Annotated in this window: 25 protein-coding genes and 1 riboswitch; of the genes, 7 read left to right on the top strand and 18 right to left on the bottom strand. The window is 66.0% G+C overall.

Annotated features, from left to right (window positions below; genetic code table 11):
* Positions 1-75 precede the first annotated feature (75 nt).
* Positions 76-261: a hypothetical protein gene (locus FB478_RS17815; RefSeq protein WP_018771849.1), complete on the bottom strand. Its 186-nt coding sequence runs from the start codon at positions 259-261 to the stop codon at positions 76-78.
* 269 nt (positions 262-530) lie between these two features.
* On the opposite strand from FB478_RS17815, the gene purS reads away from it, so the two are divergent.
* From purS to purL, 3 genes are read left to right on the top strand one after another with little or no spacing between them, the layout of a single operon-like run.
* Complete coding sequence (gene purS, locus FB478_RS17810) at positions 531-782, top strand: phosphoribosylformylglycinamidine synthase subunit PurS (protein WP_015935902.1); 252 nt, start codon at positions 531-533, stop codon at positions 780-782.
* 1 nt (position 783) lies between these two features.
* Positions 784-1,557: a phosphoribosylformylglycinamidine synthase subunit PurQ gene (purQ, locus tag FB478_RS17805; protein ID WP_018771848.1), complete on the top strand. Its 774-nt coding sequence runs from the start codon at positions 784-786 to the stop codon at positions 1,555-1,557.
* Positions 1,554-3,863 (top strand): phosphoribosylformylglycinamidine synthase subunit PurL, encoded by a 2,310-nt coding sequence (gene purL / locus FB478_RS17800; RefSeq protein WP_144601213.1) that lies wholly within the window; start codon positions 1,554-1,556, stop codon positions 3,861-3,863. The genes purQ and purL overlap by 4 nt, the downstream gene beginning before the upstream one ends.
* Positions 3,864-3,937: 74 nt before the next feature.
* On the opposite strand, the gene FB478_RS17795 is transcribed toward purL, so the two are convergent.
* Genes FB478_RS17795 through FB478_RS17780 form a run of 4 tightly spaced genes read right to left on the bottom strand, consistent with a single transcriptional unit; the run spans position 3,938 to position 5,511 of the window.
* Positions 3,938-4,231 (bottom strand): DUF503 domain-containing protein, encoded by a 294-nt coding sequence (locus FB478_RS17795; RefSeq protein ID WP_056392212.1) that lies wholly within the window; start codon positions 4,229-4,231, stop codon positions 3,938-3,940.
* A 14-nt stretch (positions 4,232-4,245) separates the two neighbouring features.
* Positions 4,246-4,566 (bottom strand): putative quinol monooxygenase, encoded by a 321-nt coding sequence (locus FB478_RS17790; protein ID WP_018771845.1) that lies wholly within the window; start codon positions 4,564-4,566, stop codon positions 4,246-4,248.
* On the bottom strand, positions 4,563-5,105 hold the full coding sequence (locus FB478_RS17785; RefSeq protein WP_144601212.1) for a DUF1990 family protein: 543 nt from the start codon (positions 5,103-5,105) through the stop codon (positions 4,563-4,565). Before FB478_RS17785 ends, FB478_RS17790 begins: the two co-directional genes overlap by 4 nt.
* The gene (locus FB478_RS17780) at positions 5,098-5,511 is read right to left on the bottom strand and encodes an MmcQ/YjbR family DNA-binding protein (protein ID WP_144601211.1); all 414 of its coding nucleotides are present in this window, start codon (positions 5,509-5,511) and stop codon (positions 5,098-5,100) included. The genes FB478_RS17785 and FB478_RS17780 overlap by 8 nt, the downstream gene beginning before the upstream one ends.
* 45 nt (positions 5,512-5,556) lie before the next feature.
* Between FB478_RS17780 and FB478_RS17775 the strand changes: the two genes are divergently transcribed.
* Positions 5,557-6,585: an isopenicillin N synthase family oxygenase gene (locus FB478_RS17775; RefSeq protein ID WP_144601210.1), complete on the top strand. Its 1,029-nt coding sequence runs from the start codon at positions 5,557-5,559 to the stop codon at positions 6,583-6,585.
* On the opposite strand, the gene FB478_RS17770 is transcribed toward FB478_RS17775, so the two are convergent.
* The 6 genes from FB478_RS17770 to FB478_RS17745 form a co-directional block, all read right to left on the bottom strand.
* Entirely contained in the window at positions 6,582-7,007 is a 426-nt protein-coding gene (locus FB478_RS17770) for a CoA-binding protein (RefSeq protein WP_018771841.1), read from the bottom strand. The genes FB478_RS17775 and FB478_RS17770 overlap by 4 nt on opposite strands.
* Before the next feature lie 37 nt (positions 7,008-7,044).
* Complete coding sequence (locus FB478_RS17765; protein WP_144601209.1) at positions 7,045-8,016, bottom strand: hypothetical protein; 972 nt, start codon at positions 8,014-8,016, stop codon at positions 7,045-7,047.
* Complete coding sequence (locus FB478_RS17760; protein WP_056392220.1) at positions 8,013-8,564, bottom strand: RNA polymerase sigma factor; 552 nt, start codon at positions 8,562-8,564, stop codon at positions 8,013-8,015. Before FB478_RS17760 ends, FB478_RS17765 begins: the two co-directional genes overlap by 4 nt.
* A 294-nt stretch (positions 8,565-8,858) precedes the next feature.
* On the bottom strand, positions 8,859-9,230 hold the full coding sequence (locus tag FB478_RS17755; RefSeq protein WP_018771838.1) for a YegP family protein: 372 nt from the start codon (positions 9,228-9,230) through the stop codon (positions 8,859-8,861).
* Between the two features lie 188 nt (positions 9,231-9,418).
* Positions 9,419-10,708, bottom strand: coding sequence for an adenylosuccinate synthase (locus FB478_RS17750; protein ID WP_026266160.1), 1,290 nt, complete (start codon positions 10,706-10,708; stop codon positions 9,419-9,421).
* A 240-nt stretch (positions 10,709-10,948) separates the two neighbouring features.
* Entirely contained in the window at positions 10,949-12,034 is a 1,086-nt protein-coding gene (locus tag FB478_RS17745; RefSeq protein ID WP_144601208.1) for a M14 family zinc carboxypeptidase, read from the bottom strand.
* Positions 12,035-12,218: 184 nt separating this feature from the next.
* Positions 12,219-12,322: riboswitch (SAM riboswitch) on the top strand.
* 13 nt (positions 12,323-12,335) lie between these two features.
* On the opposite strand from FB478_RS17745, the gene FB478_RS17740 reads away from it, so the two are divergent.
* On the top strand, positions 12,336-13,544 hold the full coding sequence (locus FB478_RS17740) for a cobalamin-independent methionine synthase II family protein (protein ID WP_144601207.1): 1,209 nt from the start codon (positions 12,336-12,338) through the stop codon (positions 13,542-13,544).
* A 201-nt stretch (positions 13,545-13,745) separates the two neighbouring features.
* Complete coding sequence (locus FB478_RS17735) at positions 13,746-14,375, top strand: uracil-DNA glycosylase (protein ID WP_056392231.1); 630 nt, start codon at positions 13,746-13,748, stop codon at positions 14,373-14,375.
* A 12-nt stretch (positions 14,376-14,387) separates the two neighbouring features.
* Here FB478_RS17735 and FB478_RS21180 read toward each other — a convergent pair whose 3' ends face one another.
* From FB478_RS21180 to FB478_RS17720, 4 genes are all read right to left on the bottom strand, one after another.
* Complete coding sequence (locus FB478_RS21180) at positions 14,388-14,528, bottom strand: hypothetical protein (RefSeq protein WP_166673119.1); 141 nt, start codon at positions 14,526-14,528, stop codon at positions 14,388-14,390.
* A 195-nt stretch (positions 14,529-14,723) separates the two neighbouring features.
* Positions 14,724-15,146, bottom strand: coding sequence for a DUF3151 domain-containing protein (locus FB478_RS17730; RefSeq protein ID WP_018772228.1), 423 nt, complete (start codon positions 15,144-15,146; stop codon positions 14,724-14,726).
* Entirely contained in the window at positions 15,147-16,166 is a 1,020-nt protein-coding gene (gene fbaA, locus FB478_RS17725) for a class II fructose-bisphosphate aldolase (RefSeq protein WP_018772229.1), read from the bottom strand.
* 122 nt (positions 16,167-16,288) lie between these two features.
* Positions 16,289-16,963: a TrmH family RNA methyltransferase gene (locus FB478_RS17720; protein ID WP_018772230.1), complete on the bottom strand. Its 675-nt coding sequence runs from the start codon at positions 16,961-16,963 to the stop codon at positions 16,289-16,291.
* 40 nt (positions 16,964-17,003) lie between these two features.
* On the opposite strand from FB478_RS17720, the gene FB478_RS17715 reads away from it, so the two are divergent.
* Complete coding sequence (locus FB478_RS17715) at positions 17,004-17,846, top strand: HAD-IIA family hydrolase (protein ID WP_018772231.1); 843 nt, start codon at positions 17,004-17,006, stop codon at positions 17,844-17,846.
* A 2-nt stretch (positions 17,847-17,848) separates the two neighbouring features.
* Here the strand turns inward: FB478_RS17715 and FB478_RS17710 are convergent, their stop codons facing one another.
* From FB478_RS17710 to FB478_RS17700, 3 genes are all read right to left on the bottom strand, one after another.
* Positions 17,849-18,889, bottom strand: a complete 1,041-nt coding sequence (locus FB478_RS17710) for a thioesterase domain-containing protein (protein ID WP_056392232.1) — start codon at positions 18,887-18,889, stop codon at positions 17,849-17,851.
* Positions 18,890-18,958: 69 nt separating this feature from the next.
* The gene (locus FB478_RS17705) at positions 18,959-19,579 is read right to left on the bottom strand and encodes a hypothetical protein (protein WP_026266219.1); all 621 of its coding nucleotides are present in this window, start codon (positions 19,577-19,579) and stop codon (positions 18,959-18,961) included.
* An 82-nt stretch (positions 19,580-19,661) separates the two neighbouring features.
* Positions 19,662-20,435, bottom strand: coding sequence for a GAF and ANTAR domain-containing protein (locus FB478_RS17700; protein ID WP_056392235.1), 774 nt, complete (start codon positions 20,433-20,435; stop codon positions 19,662-19,664).
* Positions 20,436-20,454 lie beyond the last annotated feature (19 nt).

Below are 20,454 nucleotides of genomic sequence, written 5' to 3'. Positions count from 1 at the left end.
CCGCAGGACCCGGAAACAGGCATGGAAAAGGGCGCCCCGAAGGACGCCCTGGCGAACGAGAGACCGCCGGCGAAACTACTGGCGGGGAGTGCGCACCACGTCACTGATCCATTGCCTGGTTTTTTCATCCACAGGACCGGCTACCCGCGTCTCCCGGGCCAGGCGGTCCGCCTTCACTTTTTGAAACACCATCCTGCCCAGGCCGGCGAACACGGCCGCGGCAACCATCGGCAACAGCACGGACTTCGAATTTTCTCCCATTCAGCAACTCTAGTGAACGCCCTCCGGCAACTCCATAACCCCGCCCAGGGGCGTCCCTGTCCCCGGTTCATTCCCCGCCGCCCGGCTGCCCAGGAGGCCGGATGCAAAGGGGTGCGCCCGGCCCGGTAGAATGGTAAGGCAAGCTCGCGGAGCGCCCGACCTCATGGTGAACCAACGCAGGTGACCAACAGTCCCCCCAACCCCGGTACGGCGTGAGACGGCACCACTCCGCTGCGCCCTTACCCAAGCTCACGCACAGGAGTTGCCGGATGCCCCGGATCGTTGTTGACGTCATGCCCAAGCCCGAGATTCTGGACCCGCAGGGGAAGGCGATCGTCGGCGCTCTCCCCCGGCTGGGCTTCACCAGCTTCAGCTCTGTCCGCCAGGGCAAGCGTTTCGAACTGACGGTCGACGGCGAGGTGACCGAGGAAATCCTGGCCCAGGCCCGCGACGCCGCCGAGACCCTCCTGTCCAACCCCGTGATCGAAGATGTCGTCAACGTCGAGGTCGTCGAGGCCTGACATGACTGAACTCCCCCTGATCGGCGAAGCCGTCGCAGTCGCGGCGGAGCCGCGCCTCGCCGGCGCCCGCATCGGCGTCGTTACCTTCCCCGGCACCCTTGATGACCGCGACGCCGCCCGCGCCGTGCGCCTTGCGGGCGGCACCGCCGTCGAACTTTGGCATGGCGACAGCCAGCTCGGCGACGTGGATGCCGTGGTCATCCCCGGCGGCTTCTCTTACGGCGACTACCTGCGTGCCGGCGCCATTGCCCGCTTTGCGCCGTTGATGTCCAAGATCATCGACGCCGCCAACTCCGATGCCAAGCTGCCGGTCCTCGGCATCTGCAACGGCTTCCAGATCCTCACCGAGTCGCACCTGCTGCCCGGATCGATGATCAAGAACGACCACCTGAAGTTCCTCTGCCGCGACCAGGTGCTGCGTGTCGAGAACAGCAACACTGCGTGGACCCTGGACTACCAGGCGGGCCAGGAGATCACCATCCCGCTCAAGAACCAGGATGGCCAGTACATCGCGGACGAGAAGACCCTGGACGCCCTTGAGGCTGAGGGCCGCGTTGTCTTCCGCTATGTGGGCTTCAACCCGAACGGCTCCCGCCGCGACATCGCCGGCATCTCCAATGCCGCCGGCAACGTGGTGGGCCTCATGCCGCACCCCGAACACGCCGTGGAGCCGGGCTTCGGGCCCGAATCGCTGGACGGCATCGGCGGTTCCGACACCGACGGCCTGGGCTTCTTCACCTCCGTCCTGAACAAGATTGTGGGAGGCGACAAGTGACCACGGAAACCACCAAGAAGTTCAACATCGACACCGTCGAGAACGCCGCGAAAACTCCGGACACGGAACTTCCCTGGGCCGAACTTGGCCTGAAGCGGAACGAGTTCGACGAGATCGTCAAGGTCCTGGGCCGCCGCCCCACCGGCGCGGAACTGGCCATGTACTCCGTCATGTGGAGCGAGCACTGCTCCTACAAGTCCTCCAAGAACCACCTGCGCCAATTCGGCCAGAAGGTCACCGAGGAAATGAAGAAGGACATGCTGGTGGGCATCGGCGAAAACGCCGGCGTGACCAACCTGGGGGACGGCTGGGCCGTGACCTTCAAGATTGAATCGCACAACTCGCCGTCGTTTGTTGAGCCCTACCAGGGCGCGGCCACCGGCATCGGCGGCATTGTCCGCGACATCATCTCCATGGGCGCCCGCCCCGTGGCCGTCATGGACCCGCTGCGCTTCGGCGCCATCGACCACCCGGACACCGCCCGCGTCATGCACGGTGCCGTTGCGGGCATCGGCGGGTACGGCAACTCCCTGGGCCTGCCGAACATCGGCGGCGAAATGGTGTTCGACTCCGTGTACCAGGGCAACCCGCTGGTCAACGCCCTGGCAGTCGGCGTCATGCGGCACGAGGACATCCGCCTGGCCAACGCCTCCGGCAAGGGCAACAAGGTGGTCCTGTTCGGTGCCCGCACCGGCGGCGACGGCATCGGCGGCGCCTCGGTGCTGGCCTCCGAGTCCTTCGACGACACCAAGCCCTCCAAGCGCCCCGCCGTCCAGGTGGGCGACCCGTTCGCCGAGAAGGTCCTCATCGAGTGCTGCCTGGAGCTGTTCAAGGGCTCACTCGTGGAAGGCATCCAGGACCTCGGCGCTGCCGGCATCTCCTGCGCCACGTCGGAACTTGCTTCCAACGGCGACGGCGGCATGCAGGTTGAGCTGACCTCCGTCCTGCTGCGCGACCCCACGCTGACCCCGGGCGAGATCCTGATGTCCGAGTCCCAGGAACGCATGATGGCCGTTGTCACCCCGGAGAACGTGGAAGCGTTCGAGGCCGTGATGGACAAGTGGGCCGTGGAGTACTCCTGGCTGGGCGAGGTGACCGATACCGGCCGCCTGATCATCACCTGGGAAGGCGAGGTGATTGTCGACGTCGACCCCCGCACCGTGGCGCACGACGGCCCGGTTTATGACCGCCCGTATGCCCGTCCAGAGTGGCAGGATGCCGTGCAGGCGGACACCTTCACCGGTTCCGTGCAGGACGCCGGCCGCCCGGCCGCCCCCGCTGAGCTGGCCAAGGCCGTCACCGAACTGGTGGCGTCGCCGAACATGTGCTCCAAGTCCTGGATCACCAACCAGTACGACCGCTACGTGGGCGGCAACACCTCCATGGCGTTCCCCGACGACGCCGGCGTGGTGCGCGTGGACGAGGAAACCGGCCTGGGCGTTGCCCTGGCCACCGACGCCAACGGCCGCTACACCTACCTGGACCCGTACCACGGCGCGCAGCTGGCACTGGCCGAGGCCTACCGCAACGTAGCCACCGCAGGCGCCGTCCCCATGGCCGTCAGCGACTGCCTGAACTTCGGCTCCCCCGAGGACCCGGATGTGATGTGGCAGCTTGCCGAGGCCATCCGCGGCCTGTCCGACGCCTGCATGGTGCTGGGCATCCCTGTCACCGGCGGCAACGTCTCGCTCTACAACCAGACCGGCACCACGCCCATCCACCCCTCCCCGGTGGTGGCAGTCCTGGGCAAGCTCGACGACGTTGCGCGCCGCACGCCGTCGGGCTGGCGTGAGGATGGCCAGGCGATCTACCTGCTGGGCACCACGGGCGCCGAGCTGGACGGTTCCGAATGGGCCAACATGCGCGGGCACCTGGGCGGACAGCCGCCGAAGGTGGACCTCGAGGCCGAGCGCGCGCTGGGCGAGATCCTGATCAACGCGTCCCGCGACGGCATGATCGACTCCGCCCACGACCTCTCCGAAGGCGGCCTCGCGGCTGCCCTGGTGGAGTCCTCGCTGCGCTACGGCGTGGGTGCCCGGATCGCGCTGCAGGACGTCATGGACCGGGACGGCGTGGACCTGTTCACGGCCCTGTTCTCCGAGTCCCAGGGCCGTGCCGTTGTGGGCGTCCCCCGCTCCGAGGAAGTCCGCTTCACGGACATGTGCACCGCCCGCGGCTTCACCCACACCCGCATCGGCGTGGTGGACGCGGCCAGCGGCAAGCTGGAGATCAACGGCGTGGAGGGCCTGCCCCTGGCCGCGCTCCGCGAAGCCCACGAAGGGACCCTGCCGAAGTACTTCGGCTAGGCCCCACAGAACGCGGACGGACACTCAAGCCCATAGAGAGGGCTTTGGGTGTCCGTCCGCATTTAAGGACCGGTTCAGTCCTCGCTGTGCAGCTCCCGCTGCCGTGCACTGAGCAGCTCGAACTCCGGCCGGGCTGCCACAAAACGTTCGACGGCGGCCAGCACCTCCACGAGATGGGCCCGGTCAGCTGCCACCAGGCCAACGCCGACCTGCGAGCGCCGGTACTGGGCATGGTCCCCGACTTCGGCGACGGACACCTCGAAGCGGCGTATGAGCTCGGCAAGGAGCGGCCTGACGACGGAGCGCTTTTCCTTCAGGCTCTGCACGTCCCCAAGGAGGATGTCGAACTCGATCCAGCCGATCCACATGGCCGCCCCTGTCTTTACTCGATAGTGAGCTCACCCATCAGGTCCCAGCCTTCGCCGTCCAGCTGGCGGCTGATGATCCTGGGTGTTTCGGCGAGTGCCTGGGGCATGTCGGCCATGGCCTTCTTGAAGTGCCCGCTGTTGACATGGTCTCCCGCGGCGTCGTCCTTGAACGCTTCCACCAGGACGAACTCGTTGGGATCGTCCACACTGCGGGACCAGTCGAACCACAGGTTGCCCGGCTCCTCCCGGGTAGCCCGGGTGAAGTCTGCCACCAGATCGAGCCAGCGCCCGGACCAGTCGGGCTTGACCTTGAACTTGACGACGATAAAGATCACTGGGATGTTCCTTCCGCGGCGAGGGTGCGTGCCCCTTCAATGTACCGGGAAGTAACGTAGCGCTGTGCCGCGCGGGTGACCAGGCCACCGGCGGCGTAGAACCAGTTGGCAGGCCTGCTGAAAGCACGGATCCGCAGCCACACCTCTCCGTGGCTGTTGATCTCCACCTCGAAGGATTCCTCGCCACGGGCGGGGTGGCCGGGCAGCGTCCCGTAGCCAAACCCGGCGGATTGGGGAACACCGTCCGGTGCCGGCTCCCGCGCCCACACCACCTGGCAGGGCGCGGGCAGGCGGAAGGGCCCGACGCCGAAACCGCTCACCACGTGTGCCCCGGGCACCGCCCTTGGCGAGTCTGCCCGCACCGTGAGGCCAGCCCTCCGCTGCAGTTCCCAGCCCAGGATGCCGTCCGCCACGCGCCGGTAGACGCCAAGGCCGGTACCCAGGCGGTCTTCCTCAAGGACGCGGTCGTACCCCACTGGCGCGACGCCGCGCTCCGTGCCGCCAATTCCCGGATAGCCGAGTCTTCCCGCGTCAATCATCGCCGCCTGCCCTTTCGAGGCGTGCCCACCCCAGTTGATCCTGCTGCTTCCGGCTCAAGCCTGAGACCACAAGGTCGTAGGAGTCCTCCACCATGTCCCGGATCATCCCGTCCGGCAGCGACCCGTCGATGCGCACACCATTCCAGTGGGTCTTGTTCATGTGCCACGCCCCGGTGATTGCCGGGTGTACCGCGCGCAGCTGCACGGCCAGGGCCGGCTCGCACTTCAAGTTCACGTAGAAATCGCGTTCGTCCATGGACGACAGGGCAAACAGTTTAGCCTCGTGCCGCGCTCCCCCGGCAGCCCCGGCACGGACCTTGAAGACCGAAGTCTCCGGTCCGAACGGATAATCCTCATAGGCTCCGGGAAACGAAAGGCAGATCTTCCGCAGCGCACTTGGGTCCATAAGGGAAGCCTATAAAGCAGACCTGCGCGGTGCTAGTCTGCGAACATGTCACGCGACCAGGGAGCCATACCTGTTCTGGACCTGCGTGCCGCCCGGCGGGCCGACGGCACATTCAGCCCGGAGTTCATCGACCAGCTGCGGCACGCCACCCACGACATCGGGTTCTTCCAGGTCACCGGTTATGGTGGCCGCCCGGGACAGGCCGAAGAGCTCCTGGACACTATTCAGCGCTTCTTCGACCTGCCCCTTGAGGAGCGGATGAAGCTGGACAACCGCCTCTCCCCCCACTTCCGTGGCTACACGCGCATGGGCACCGAGGTGACCCAGGGCCGGGCCGACGCTCGGGAGCAGATCGACTATTCACCGGAGCGCGAGCCGGTGCGGGACTACCCGGACAGCCAGCCTTACTGGCTGCTGCAGGGTCCCAATCTCTGGCCCGATGAAACATTCCCCGAGCTGAAGCCTGCTGCCATGGAGTGGGCGGAGCTGATGTCCGGCGTGGGCATGGAACTGTTAAGGGCGATCGCCGTTTCGCTCCAGCTGCCGGAGGACTACTTCGACGGGCCCTTCCGGGATTCACCGGCATGGATGGGCAAGCTGGTCCACTACGTGGGCGGCGTGGTGGAAGCGGCCGGGGACCAGGGCGTTGGCTCGCACGCGGACTACGGCTTCGTAACCCTCCTGCTGCAGGACAACGTGGGCGGCCTGGAAGTGCTGCCGCCCGGAACCACCCAGTGGCTGCCTGTGGAGCCCCTGCCGGGGGCACTGGTGGTGAACCTTGGCGAGATGCTCGAAGTAGCCACGGAGGGATACCTGGCGGCGACCATCCACCGCGTCCAGGCACCGCCACCGGGCGTCGACCGGTACTCGGTGCCGTTCTTCTGGTCGCCGCGGCTCGACGCGGTCATCGAGCCCGTCCCCCTGGCACCCGAGCTAAAGGCGGCTGCCCGGGGTATCACGGACGATCCGGACAACCCGCTCCTGGCATCGTTCGGCCTCAACATGCTCAAGGGCCGGATGCGGGCACACCCGGACGTGACCGAACGGCACTATCCGGAGTTGATAAAGCGCTAAAGGTTGTACTTCCAGGCAAGCTGCGCCGGACACAGATTCATCACCACGTCCAGCCCCGCCGCCTTGGCACGTTCCGCCGCTGCCTCGTCGATGACCCCCAGCTGCAGCCACACGGCTTTCGCCCCGGCGGCAATGGCCTGGTCCACCACGCTGCCCACCTTCTGCGAGTTCACAAAGCAGTCCACGACGTCGATGGGCTGCTTATCCGCCGGGATGTCGCCGAGGGTGCGATAGCCGGGTTCGCCGTGGACAGTGTCGCCGTTCAGGTTGACGGGGATGATCTCCATGCCGAGCCGGTCGCGGATCATCAGCGAGACGTCGTAGGCGGAGCGCCACTCATTGGTGGTGAGTCCGACGATGGCCCACCGGCCCTTGGTTCGCAGAAGGCGTTCGATGACTGCGGGATCGTTCGTGTGGCCCATGGGATCAGCCTACGCTGCCCGTCCTGTCATGCTTCAGCTACTTCAGCTGGGTGGCGGCCTTGGGGCCTGTGCCCTGCGACTCTGAACCCTCTGCGCCCTGTGTCCCTGGTTCCTGCGTCCCTGGGTTTTGTGGCTGGCCTTGGCCCGGCACCCGGCCGCTGGTGGCAGCGGAACCGGCCGCCTTCTGCGCCGTCCCGGCCGGGTCCACGCCGCCTGCCACAGTAGCCGGTGCCGGCGCCCCGGCCTTGCCCGGTCCGGCCGCAGCCGGATCCGCCGGGGTTCCCGCCGGCACAGCCCGTCCGCTGCCATCCATGCCGCCGACGGCTCCACCCACTGCAGCAGCCCCGGGTTCGGCCGCGCAGTTCCCTGGACCTGTGCCGGCGTCGTGCTTGACGGGGCCGCCACACGCCGGCGTGCGGGTGCGGCCGAACAGTCCGGCAGGATCGAGCAGGAAGCGGGACGCACGGTGTGACGCGTCCGCAGCCCCAGCCGGTGCGGCAGTTGCGCCGGACTGGGTGACTTCCCCTTCCGCGCCCACGTCTGGCCCGCCGTCGGTGGAGGAGACGGCCGACGCGGCGTCGGTCGTATGGTTCCACGGCATCCATTCCGTCAGCACGTGCTCAATGGGGCTGTCTCCGGGAGCGCTGGAGCTGGCGGCTACTCCGCCAACGCCCAGCCCCATTCCCGCCACGAGGACCAGGCCCAGCGCGGTGGGGCGGTGCCGACGGCGGCGGCGCGCCAGTTCATCGCCCGGCGGGTCGTCAACCCATTGCTCACCATCCGGCTGCTCAACCCGCTGCTCACCCTCGAGTTTCCCGGAAGCGGCGTCTTCTGCCGGACCGTCTGCTGCCAGCAGCGCGGCAAGCTCGCCGGTGGGCGCGGGTACGGGCAGTGAGGCCAGGGCGCCCAGTGCGACCAGGGTGTCACGGAGTTCCGCATCCTGGGCTGCACCGGCGTCCTGGAGCATGTCGTCGACGAGGGCGATGAGATTATCCGAAGCGGACGTCATGGCGTGAAATACTCCTTCACTGCCGCAAGTTCCCGAAGTTTCAGCAGCGCGCGCCGCTGGAGCTGTTTCACGGCACCGGCGCTCTTATCGATGGTTTCCGCGGTCTGTTCCACTGTCAGGCCACCCACCAGGCGAAGCGACAGCACGTCCCGCTGGTCCTGCGGCAGCCCGTCCAGCAGCCCGAGGACTTCCCGGGGTGAGATGCGCTCCAGCGCCAGCTTTTCCGCTGAGCTGTCCTGGCGCTGGTCAAGCTCTGGCTCGAACGGCAGTTTGAGCGGGCTTCGGCTTTGGCGGCGGTGGTCGTCCACCATCCGCGCATGGGCAACGGAGAAAATGAAGGTACGCAGCCCCGCATCCCCTCCGCGGACACTGTCGAGCCTGGGCAGGACGGAAAGAAACACTTCCTGCATGGCGGCCTCCGGATCCTCGACTCCCCGGGCGGTGAGATAGCCCAGTACCTGCGACGCGTACGTCTTGTAGACGAGGCTGAAGGCAGCGGTCCCGGGAGTTGGCTGGTCCGGAGCCTCGTCTGTCTGTGCATCGGTCACTGACGTAGTGCTTTCCGTCAAAGAGGGAGTTGGCAAGGTGAACGCTCAGTACATCCGGAACGCTGCCCCTACTTTACCCTTCAGTAACAACCGCTGCCGGAAGCGCCACGGCGCCGGGTAAGCGGGCCGTTGCGGGCTCCCGGCACCTGAAGCCGGCTGGGCGGAAAACAAAAGAGCCGGTCTGGAACGTGATGGGGGACAGGTTCCAGACCGGCACTTCATAGGGGTAATCGCTACGCACCCCCAAAGGGTTACGCGCTTTCAAAAACTTTTTTGGCAGCCGTTCCGCGGCTGTCAGCGGGCAGCTGCCCTGGTCCACCGGGGCGGCGTCGCCTGCCTGCGCGATGCCTTGGCCAGCGCGAAAAAGTGCAGCCTGGCGGGCAGGCGCTCGTCGCTACAGACAGGTACGACGGCGGAGGGCAGCTCCGCGGGAACGGCGGCGGCTGCCGCTACGGGCACGGTTGCGGGACGGGATACGGCCCCGGCGGGACAGAGGTCGGTGACCAGGCCGGTGCCGGCGCACTCACGCACGGCAGCGATCCCTGCCGCCAGGGCCTGCTTGTCCTGGTACGGCCCGGAGACAGCCACCACTGCGCCATCCGGGGCCAGGAGCCGGAACCGGAACAACGAATCAGCGTCAATGAATGCTTCAAATTTTCCGGCCATGACGATCCTTCCTTGGGCACCAGGGGGTACTACCGAGTCTTGCCGGTACGCGTGCAGCCTCACAAGACCGTGCGCGTTAAGCCTGTGTAAATTGCTTTTCCACCCGGGGCCGAACGTCCCGGGACGCACAAGCGGCAGGCCACCCGCAAAGGTGGCCTGCCGCCGTCGTCATGCTGCCCTGGGGAGTGTCAGTCGTTGATGAGGTCGTTCACCACGATGGTCTGGTCCCGGTCCGGGCCCACGCCGATGGCGGAGAACCGGGTTCCGGAGAGCTTCTCAAGGGCCAGCACGTAATTCCGGGCGTTCTCCGGCAGGTCCGCCAGGGTGCGTGCCCCGGTGATGTCCTCGGTCCAGCCGTCGAAGTACTCGAAGATGGGCTTGGCGTGGTGGAACTCGGTCTGCGTCATGGGCATTTCATCGTGCCGGACGCCGTCCACGTCGTAGGCCACGCACACGGGAATCTGTTCGATGCCGGTGAGCACGTCCAGCTTGGTGACGAAGTAGTCCGTGAAGCCGTTGACGCGGGAGGCATGCCGGGCCAGGACGGCGTCGTACCAGCCGCAGCGGCGCGGGCGTCCGGTGTTGACGCCGAATTCCCCGCCGGTCTTCTGCAGGTACATGCCCATCTCGTCGAAGAGTTCCGTGGGGAACGGGCCGGCGCCAACGCGGGTGGTGTAGGCCTTGATGATGCCGATGGAGCGCGAGATGCGGGTGGGCCCGATGCCGGAGCCAACCGACGCGCCGCCGGCGGTGGGGTTGGAGGAGGTCACGAACGGGTAGGTGCCGTGGTCCACGTCCAGGAACGTAGCCTGGCCGCCTTCCATCAGGACCACCTTGCCCTCGTCCAGCGCGGTGTTCAGGACCAGGGTGCTGTCGATGACCAGCGGACGGAGCCGCTCGGCGAAGGACAGGAAGTAGTCCACGATCTCGTCCACGACAACGCTGCGGCGGTTGTAGACCTTGACCAGGAGTTCGTTCTTCTGGCGCAGCGAGCCTTCCACCTTCTGGCGGAGGATGGATTCGTCAAAGACGTCCTGGACGCGGATGCCCAGCCGGGCCACCTTGTCCATGTAGGCGGGGCCGATGCCGCGGCCGGTGGTGCCGATGGCGCGGCTGCCCAGGAAGCGTTCGGTCACTTTGTCCAGGACCTGGTGGTACGGGGCCACCAGGTGGGCGTTGGCGGAAACCCGCAGCTTCGAGGTGTCCGCACCGCGGGCCTGGAGCCCATCGATTTCCTGGAAGAGGGCTTCGAGGTTCACCACGCAGCCGTTGCCGATGATGGGAACAGCGTTGGGGCTGAGAATGCCTGCCGGCAGCAGCTTGAGTTCGTACTTTTCACCGCCTACGACGACGGTGTGCCCGGCATTGTTGCCGCCATTGGGCTTGACGACGTAGTCAACACGGCCGCCCAAAAGGTCGGTGGCCTTGCCTTTTCCTTCGTCGCCCCACTGGGCTCCTACGATCACAATTGCTGGCATGGGATCCTCCCCCATTCGTTCGGGCTGCCCGGGTCCAGCCATCTGGTGGCGGGCCCATGCAGCGCCGTTCATGAGAATGCCCCGAACATACCGGCCTTCGCACAGCCGCAGCACGGCACAGCGAAGCAAGAGTTCCGGGGCTCTTACCACCCAAGTTTAGCCGATGGGGCACTTTGTCCACTGTTGTGGCCCGCCGCGGCCCTTTCGCGCAAATATGGGCCGCGGCGGGCGCCGGGCCTCCTACTCGTCCTCGGCCTCCCCCGAGGGCCGGGACGTCTGCTCGGCGAGCGTGTCCCAGAAGGAGGTGTCGGCGTCGGCAATGGATCCATCCGCGATGGCCGCGGCGGTGGAGGCCAGCGTGGTGACCGTCTGCTTGATCAGGTAACCATTGCTCCGCTGCCCCAGCGCGTAACCATCCAGGTAGTGGTCCGACATGCCGCGCATCTCGAAAAGCAGGGTGGCAATGCCGTATTCCACGGAGATGCCGTTGCGGCTGATGGTCTCGGCGCTCCCGCCCTGGTACCTGCCCAGGTGGCCCCAGCCGGTGGAGTCAACGTTGTTGAAGACAACGGCGCCGAGCCGCTTTGATTTCTCGACGACGGCGGGGTCGGCGTTCGGGGTGGTGGGGTACAGGATGGAGCCGGAAACCAGCTTGCCGTCGCGCTCGGCGCGGGTGCCCTGGTGGTGCAGGTCGATCATGTAGTCAATGCGGTACTGGCGCATCACGTTGTTGTGCAGCGCCTGGGTCTCCGGCTGGACCTTGGCCACATGGTCCCGGTTCAGGTCCACGCCTTCCGCGTTGTAGCGGGTGAGGTGGCGGTCCCCCTTGGCAAGGTAGTCGTCCAGGGAGAAGTTGACATCCCCCATGGCACCGTCCGCGTTGAGCATGGGCACGATGAGGATGTTCACGCCGTCCAGGATGCCTGCCGACTTGCCCGTGCCCAGGTGCTTGACGAACTCGAGGGCACCCTCGGTGGTGAGCTGTTCATTGCCGTGCTGCTGGGTCAAATACAGGATGGTGGGCTTGGCCGGGTCCGATATGTACTTGACCAGGTGGATGTCGCGGCCTTTGACGGTCTGGCCGATGACCTCCAGCTCCATGGCGGGCTGGCGCGCATCCTGGTCCTTCAGGAACGAGACCATCTGGTCGTAGGTGGCCAGCTTCGACGTGGTGATCTGGCCGTTGCCGTCGTAGGAAGGCCCTTCGCCTACGGCGCCGGCCAAGGGCGCCGGACCTGCTGCGACGGCGAGCGCGAGGGCTCCGCTAACGGCAAGGGTCCTGAGGGATTTCGTCACAGTTACCTCTTTCGAGTGCTCGGGTGGCATCCGCCGCTCCGTCGCAGCGGAGGCATGTGACATTCACACAACCAAGCTTAACGAAACCTGTCAATATGCTGGACAAACGCTGTAAGTACGTTCCGGTCCTGCCGCCGGCGGCCGGCCGGACATGCCCACGACATAAAGCGGTGCGGATTTGCGCGGCTCCACGCGCGTCGATTTATCTGAGAGTGGACCATCCGGAGCGGCCGAGAGACCTGGCTCAATGACGCCGCAGCAACCACGTCCCGGCAGACTCCTGCCGGCCGAAGGTGCTACTGCCAGGACCGATGGAAAGGAAGATTCCAGCATGTCCCAGAACACCGACCATATCCGCGTGACCCACGCCGGTTCATTGCCCCGCACCCCTGAACTCATTGCGGCCAACGCCGCCAAGGAAGCCGACGGCATCACGCCGGAATTCCTGGAACTCCTCGAAGCCTCCGTAGTGGACGTGGTGCAGCGCCAGAAGGACCTTGGCATCGACATCCCCAACGACGGCGAGTACGGGCACACCATGTCCAGCTCGGTGGATTACGGGGCGTGGTGGAATTACTCCTTCGCCCGGCTCGGGGGCCTTGAGCCAACCACCGTGGACCGCTGGGCCGAGTCCGGCGTCCGCCGCTCGTCCCCCGGCAACGTTGTCCTGACCTCGTTCCCGGACCGGCGCGACCGGCAGGCCTTCAACGAGGCCTACAGCGATCCCGCATCCGGCATCCTCACCCACCGCAAGAGCGTTGCCCAGCCCAAGATCGCCGGACCGCTGACCTACACGGGCCAGGACCTGGTGGCCTCGGACATCCGGAACCTGAAGACCGGGCTCGCCGCCGCAGGCCTCACGGATGGCTTCGTGGCCTCCCTCTCCCCCGGCTCATGCGCGCGGGTAGCCAACGACTACTACAAGAACGACGAGGAACTCGTCTACGCCTGCGCTGATGCCATGCGGGAGGAATACAAGGCCATCATCGAGGCCGGCCTTACGGTGCAGCTCGATGATCCGTCCCTGGCCGAAAGCTGGGACCAGATCAATCCCGAGCCATCCCTGGACGATTACCTGAAGTTCATCCAGCTGCGCGTCGAAGCGACCAACTGGGCGCTGCGCGGCCTGCCGCAGGAACAGATCCGGCTGCACGTGTGCTGGGGATCCTGGCACGGCCCACACACCACGGACATCCCGTTCGCCGACATCATCGGCTCTGTGCTTCAGGTCAACGCCGGCGCCTATTCCTTTGAAGCGGCAAACGTCCGCCACGAACACGAATGGCGGGTGTGGGAGGACACAAAGCTCCCCGAGGGCAGGGTGATCATCCCGGGCGTTGTTTCGCATGCCACCAATGTGGTGGAGCACCCGGACCTGGTGGCGGACCGGATCGTCCGCTTTGCGGACCTCGTGGGCCGCGGGAACGTCATTGCCTCCACCGACTGTGGCCTGGGCGGCAGGGTGCACCCGCAGATCGCCTTCGCCAAGCTGGAGGCACTGGGTGAGGGTGCCCGCCGCGCCTCGAAGCGCCTCTTCTAGCCGCTCCCGCACCGACGCGCCGGCTGTGCCTTCCATCACCGGAAGGGGCGGCCGGCGTTTCGCTTGCCTGGGCTTGCTAAACTGGAGTAGGCCGACCAGGAGTTGGTCCACCCCAATCAACCGCCACTGATGTGCCGTGCCGCCGTGCGCCCATGTCCGTGGCGGCAGCAACGCCAATCCCCGCAGGAGATCCAGCACTTCATGACAGCCCTGGCACCCGAAACATTCCACGAACAGCTCATGAGCCGCCGCTACGAACCCAGCGTTGCCGCCGTCAACGAACTGTGTGATTCCCTGCAGGAGGCCAAGCCCGGAACCGTGGTGCCCTACGTGGACCCCATGCACGACGTGGAGGAATGCCGCATCATCAGCCTGTTCTCCAACATCGGCGAGGTGGATCCGTCCGGGTTCATCACCCCCGGCGACCAGGACGCTGTTACCCGCATGCTGGGGATCCAGTGGAAGCTTGGCCTGCGCCCGGAGTTCGTCATGCCGTGGAACGTCCGCCCTTGGCACGTCCCGGGCGAACCCAACGGCAAGTTCACTCCGGACCAGATCCAGTCAGGCCTGAAGCCCCTGCTGAAGTTCCTGGCCCTGGTCCCCCGCGCCTCGGTGATCGTGGCGCATGGCACCGAAGCCAACCGCCTGGCCAACCTGCTGTTGAAGACCGAGGTGCCCCTCCTCTGGCGCCGCGGCCTGAAGACCTACAAGGTCCGCTCGCTGAGCGGCCGCGCCTTCGCCGGTTCCCCGGCCCGCCAGGAGGAGTACCTGGAGGACATGCGCACTGCCTATGCAGACGCCATGGCCCGCACGGGTATTGCCAAACCTTAAGTCCTGCGCCGCTCAGCCTGTGGCATCGGACTCGGTAAACGAAATTCCCGGTGCCGATTCGTCTTCGGCTTCAACCCAGGTGGTGAAGTCGGCGTACGACATCCACGAGTAGTAGTCACAGAACCTGAGACGCGCTTTCTCCTGCTTTCCCACGCTTCGCGCAGCTCCTCCTTTCTTCCCCTGGCCCTTCGATTCTTTTAACCGAAATGAGGGACGGCGCATTCCAGGCCGGATACGACGGCGGGCGGTCACCTTCTCATTGAAAGGTGACCGCCCGCCGTCGTTCCCAGCCCGAACCCCTCCCTGGCACTCTGCACCAGGAAACAGTGCGGGCGTGGGCCCAGGGAGTTATTCGCCCTCGATGGCTGCCTTTGCCGTGGGGTCGGAATCGTTCAGGAACTTCTCGATCCGCTCCGGCTCTTCAGCCTCGCCGATGGCCGACGAGGCCCGGCCCAGGGAGTAGAGGGCCCGCAGGAACCCGCGGTTTGGCTCATGCTCCCAGGGGATGGGCCCCACGCCGCGCCAGCCGTTGCGGCGCAGCGCATCCAGTCCGCGGTGGTAACCCACCCGGGCATAGGCGTAGGAGTCGATGGTGCGGCCTTCCGTCCACGCCTCCTCAGCCAGGACGGCCCACAGGAGCGAGGACGTTGGGTGCTTCGCCACCAGGTCCAGGGCCTCCTGGCCGGCCTCAAGCTGCGCGTTCACCTCGGTTTCGGCAGGCAGGAGAGTGGGCTCCGGCCCCATCAGGTTCCGGCGGAACTCGTCCGACATCTAGAAGGTCTTTCCGGCCGAACCGAGCTGCTTGGTGGCTTCCACCACGCGGGCCGCCAGGCCGGCTTCGGCGGAGGCGCCCCAGACGCGGGGGTCGTAGGTCTTCTTGTTGCCCACTTCGCCGTCCACCTTCAGGACGCCGTCGTAGTTCTTGAACATGTGGTCAGCAACCGGACGCGTGTAGGCGTACTGGGTGTCGGTGTCGATGTTCATCTTGATCACGCCGTAGGAGACGGCGTCGGCGATTTCCTGGTCGGAGGAGCCGGAGCCGCCGTGGAACACGAGGTCGAACGGGTTGTCCTTGCCGATCTTCGCGCCCACCTGGGCCTGGATGTCCTTGAGGATCTCCGGGCGGAGCTTGACGCCGCCGGGCTTGTAGACGCCGTGGACGTTGCCGAAGGTCAGGGCCGTGATGTAGCGGCCGTTTTCACCGGAGCCCAGGGCATCGATGGTGGCCAGGGCGTCCTCAACGGTGGTGTACAGCTTGTCGTTGATGGCGTTTTCGACGCCGTCCTCCTCGCCGCCAACGGTGCCAATCTCCACTTCGAGGATCATCTTGGCGGCAGCAGTGCGGCCGAGCAGTTCGCGGGCGATGCGCAGGTTTTCCTGGAGGGTCTCGGCGGAGCCGTCCCACATGTGGGAGTTGAACAGCGGGTTCCGGCCGGCCTTGACCTCAGCCTCGGAAGCAGCCAGCAGGGGCAGGACGAAACCGTCCAGCTTGTCCTTGGGGCAGTGGTCAGTGTGCAGGGCGACGTTGACGCCGTAGTTCTTGGCTACTTCGCGGGCGAAGGCTGCGAAGCCCAGGGAACCGGCAACCATGTCCTTGGTGGATGCGCCGGACCAGTAGGCCGCACCGCCGGTGGAAACCTGGACGATGCCGTCGGACTCCGCCTCGGCGAAGCCGCGGAGCGCTGCGTTGAGCGTCTGCGAGGACGTGACGTTCACGGCCGGGTATGCGAAGCCGCCCGCCTTCGCGCGGTCGATCATTTCGGAGTAGATCTCTGGGGTTGCAATGGGCATGCTGGCTCCTCTGCTGAGTTTCGTCTGTGGGTGGAAGACCCTCAAGTAGACCGCTTACGGCTAGGCACCATCCTAGCCATTCCCGGACCACGAGGGTGTTTCGGGTCACCGCTCAGTAACACTCAGACGTGCTGGTTGAACACGTGCCGCCGGATCCAGGCGTGCATGGCGATGGCGGCTGCCGAGGCGGCGTTGATGGACCGGGTGGAGCCGAACTGCTCGATGGACAGGGTGGCGGCGGCGGCCTGGTGGACTTCGGGGGTCAGGCCCGGGCCCTCCTGTCCGAAGACCAGCACGCAGTCGCGCGGCAGCTCGTATGTCTCCAGGGGAACCGAGTCCGGGAAGATATCGATGCCGATGATCGCCAGCCCCTCCCCCTGCGCCCACTGGACGAAGTCCTCGACCGTGGGGTGGTGGCGGACGTGCTGGTAGCGGTCGGTGACCATGGCGCCGCGGCGGTTCCATCGCCGCCGGCCGATGATGTGCACCTCTTTGGCGAGGAAGGCGTTGGCGGTGCGCACCACCGTGCCGATGTTCAGGTCGTGCTGCCAGTTCTCGATGGCCACGTGGAAGTTGTGCCGCCGGGAATCGAGCTCCGCCACGATCGCTTCGTGCTTCCAGTAGCGGTACTTGTCCAGGACGTTGCGGCGGTCCCCGTCGGCAAGGAGGTCAGGGTCCCAGTGGTCGCCTTCGGGCAGTTCGCCTTCCCAGGGCCCGACGCCGACCTCCGCCTTTGCGGGCTCGGCCTCCCCGGGCTCGTGGCGGGGTTCGTCTGGCAGGCCGGGCGTTTGGTTCACCCCTCAACACTAGACTGGAGCACTGGAGCATTCATCACCGGTGGAGGTAAACGTGGCAGAAGAAGACCAGGTAGCAGCAAACCCCGCGGTTTACCGCAGCGGCCAGGAGATCGAGTGCTGGCTGACGGACATGGACGGCGTCCTGGTCCACGAGAACCAGCCGATCCCCGGCGCCGCGGAACTGATCCAGCGGTGGGTGGATACGTCCAAGCGCTTCCTGGTGCTGACCAACAACTCCATCTTCACCCCGCGCGACCTTGCCGCCCGCCTGCGTTCCTCCGGCCTGGAAATTCCGGAGGAAAACATCTGGACTTCGGCGCTGGCCACGGCGCAGTTCCTCAAGGACCAGGTGCGGGGCTCAGAGTCCGGCAACCGCGCCTACACGATCGGTGAGGCGGGGCTCACGACGGCGCTGCATGAGGCCGGCTTCATCCTCACCGACCAGAACCCGGACTTTGTGGTGCTTGGCGAGACGCGCACGTACTCTTTCGAAGCCATCACCATGGCCATCCGGCTGATCCTTGCAGGTGCCCGGTTCATCGCCACCAACCCGGATGCCACCGGCCCCTCCAAGGACGGCCCCATGCCCGCCACCGGTGCCATCGCGGCCCTGATCACCAAGGCCACCGGCCGCGAGCCGTACATTGTGGGCAAGCCGAATCCCATGATGTTCCGCTCCGCGATGAACCAGATCGATGCACACTCCGAGACCACCGCCATGATCGGTGACCGGATGGATACGGACATCATCGCCGGCATGGAAGCGGGCCTGCACACCGTCTTGGTCCTCAGCGGCATCACGCACAAGGATGACATTGCCGCGTATCCGTTCCGCCCCAACCAGGTGCTGAACTCCGTGGCGGACCTGAAGAACCAGATCTAGGACTAGAAGATGCTCACCCGGGAGCCGCCCCGGGGCAGCGGGAAGAACCCGTCCAGCAGTTCCGTCACCAGGGGCCGGTAGACCTGCGGATTCCAGCCGGGGCTGGCGTGGGCGGGTGCCGCGCCGGTGGTCTGCAGGTTGCTTGAGACCATGTTGTCCTTGAAGACCACGGCCCAGGTTTCCGCCGCGGTTTCGTAGTCGACCGTCCTGTCCTTGGGGTTCCCGATATAGGCCATCTTGGCCGTGCCCAGCTTCCCGGCGAACTGGCTTCCCTCGAAGTGGTAGATATACGCGGACTCGGTCTGGATCAGGACGCTGGAAGGTGCGATCGGGGACAGCTGCTCCAGGGTCTGGTCCAGGACCTGCCGCCAGCTCCGTTCGTCCTTGTGGATGATCCGTTCACCCAGCTCATACCCACCGCGCAGCGTGGACGGGAACCTGACGCCGCGCTCGTAAAGGAACACCACGCCGTCGAACCAGCTTTGGTCCAGCACGTCGTGCGCACTGAAGGGACTGGAGTCCAGGAGGATGAACTGCACCTGGACTCCCTGCAGGGCAAGGAGTCGGGCAGCCACCTGGGTGGCCAGCATCCCGCCGAAGCTGTGCCCGTAGAAGAAGAGCTTGGTGATCTTCTCTTCGGCAATGTAGTCGGTGATCGCGTTGACCACCTCCGTGATGTTCAGCCCCAGGTTGGAATATCCGACGGCGGCGAGCCGGGCGCGCTTGTTCAGCGCCCCGCGCAGGGTGTTGAGGATCCACTGTGCCTCTTCCCAGCTGGTCTTGTACCCCGGGAACAGGAACCAGCTGGCATCCGGGTAATAGGCGTCCGCGAAGTCGTCCGCAACGCTGAGGATTCTGGTGGTCCGGCGCTGCGACTGGACCTCGCGGGTCACCAGCATGTCGGCAGCCAGCAGCCCGGACGCCCCTGCACCCGCCAGGAACGTGCGCCGCGAAAAGCGCTTCAGCGCAGCCGCCTCCGCCAGCAGCCGGGCGTGGGAAACCCCGCGCCCGCCCTGCGGACTTACCTCCCCCTCATACGGCACACTCCTACCGTAAACCCACCCAAACGTACCGCCGCAACGGGCGGGGGTAACCGTTCGGTGACGCTGGGGTCAGCAGGCGGCCTGGCCCTCCGCGGCGGGGATTGGGGACGTGGGTTCCTGCCGGCGGCGATGGATCTCCAGGCCGATGTCGTTGTAGCGGCCCAGCAGGTCGGCACTGTCCTGGGTGTTTGGATTGTCGAGCAGCGCGAAGAGCGCGTCACTGGCCGCAAGGAGCTCCTCGTTGGAGTATTCCGTAAGGGGCGGCCCGTACAACTCCTCGATCCACATGACAGGAAGGTGTGGATACTCCCCGGCGAAGCGGCCTCCGGGGAACAGCTCACGGACGTCGCCGTCCAGGGGAAGTGGCTGCTCGCCGGATGGCCGGTTCAAGGAAGCATTGTGGGCAGCGGGTACCAGCTGCAGGGAAACGCCTGCACCACAGGCTCCCGGCAGCGCGTTGGCATCCAGCGCATTCAGGTCGCTGCGCAGGCCGGCCAGCGCGGTTGACTCCACCAGGTCCGCCATTGAGAGGTCAACGCAAATATGGCAGCGGATGCCCATTCGCCGGACACGGCGGATGATGTGGACCAGGTGGGGGCGGGAACCGCTGTCAAGGCTCCCCCGGACTTCAATCCGGACGATGTCTGCAGGGACATCAAAATTAACAACTGCGTCTAATGCTCGGTCCATAGGTACTCCAAAAGAGGTCTATGGCCGACGGCTCAACCTCCGCAAGCCTAACCTCCGCGGGAGCCCCTGCACAACCCAACCCTTAGGAACGGGCCGCGCGGATTACCTTTCCCGGCTCCTCATAGTGCGTCCGGGCACCGGCTCCGCCCACTGAGTCCACCAGGGACTTGGCGATGTCCCGCAGCTTGGTGTTGCTGTTGCTGGATGCCTCGGTGAGGATTTCGACGGCAGCCGCCTGGCTGCAGCGGTTCTGGGCCATGACAATGCCCACGGCGATGTCGATGATGGTGCGGGACTCCAGCGTGGCCCGGAGGTTCGACGCGCTGTCCGCATGCAGGGAGAACCGGACGGCAAGGCGCAGGGCCTGCGAAATTTCACGGGTGAAGTCCCGGGCCCTTGCCGTGGCCCGTCCTTCGAACTTCCGGGGAACATCGGAATAGAGGTTCAGGGCCGCCTTGGCCTCGCCCTGCAGGGTGAACGGGAGGGAAAGCACCGAACGCAGGCCATGGGCGGCAACGGCCGTTGCGTAATCGGGACCCCACCGGTTCTCCTCCAGCAGATCGGGAACGTGGACTTCGCGTTCCTCCTCCGCAGCAGTCAGGCAGGGGCCCTGAGACAAGGAGTACTGGATTTCGTCCACTTCCCGCGCCGAATCGCTGCTCCACCCGATGGTGGCCGCCTTGCGGTCACGGAGCAGGGTGATGCCACACAGGGCGTCGTCACCGTCGCCTGCCATCTGGTGGGCGGAGAAACGGGCCAGTTCGTTGAGGAAGTCCTCAAAATCAGCGCTTTCCAGGATGAGGTTCTGGACCTGGTCGGTTGCGCTCAAAGGCTGTTCTGGGGGGAGCAAATGCATGATCTCCAAGCAACTGAAA

This window comes from Arthrobacter sp. AG367 (genome assembly GCF_007828995.1).
GTDB lineage: Bacteria > Actinomycetota > Actinomycetes > Actinomycetales > Micrococcaceae > Arthrobacter.
Note: the sequence above shows the minus strand (reverse complement) of the source record. Positions and strands in the feature narration are given on the sequence as shown.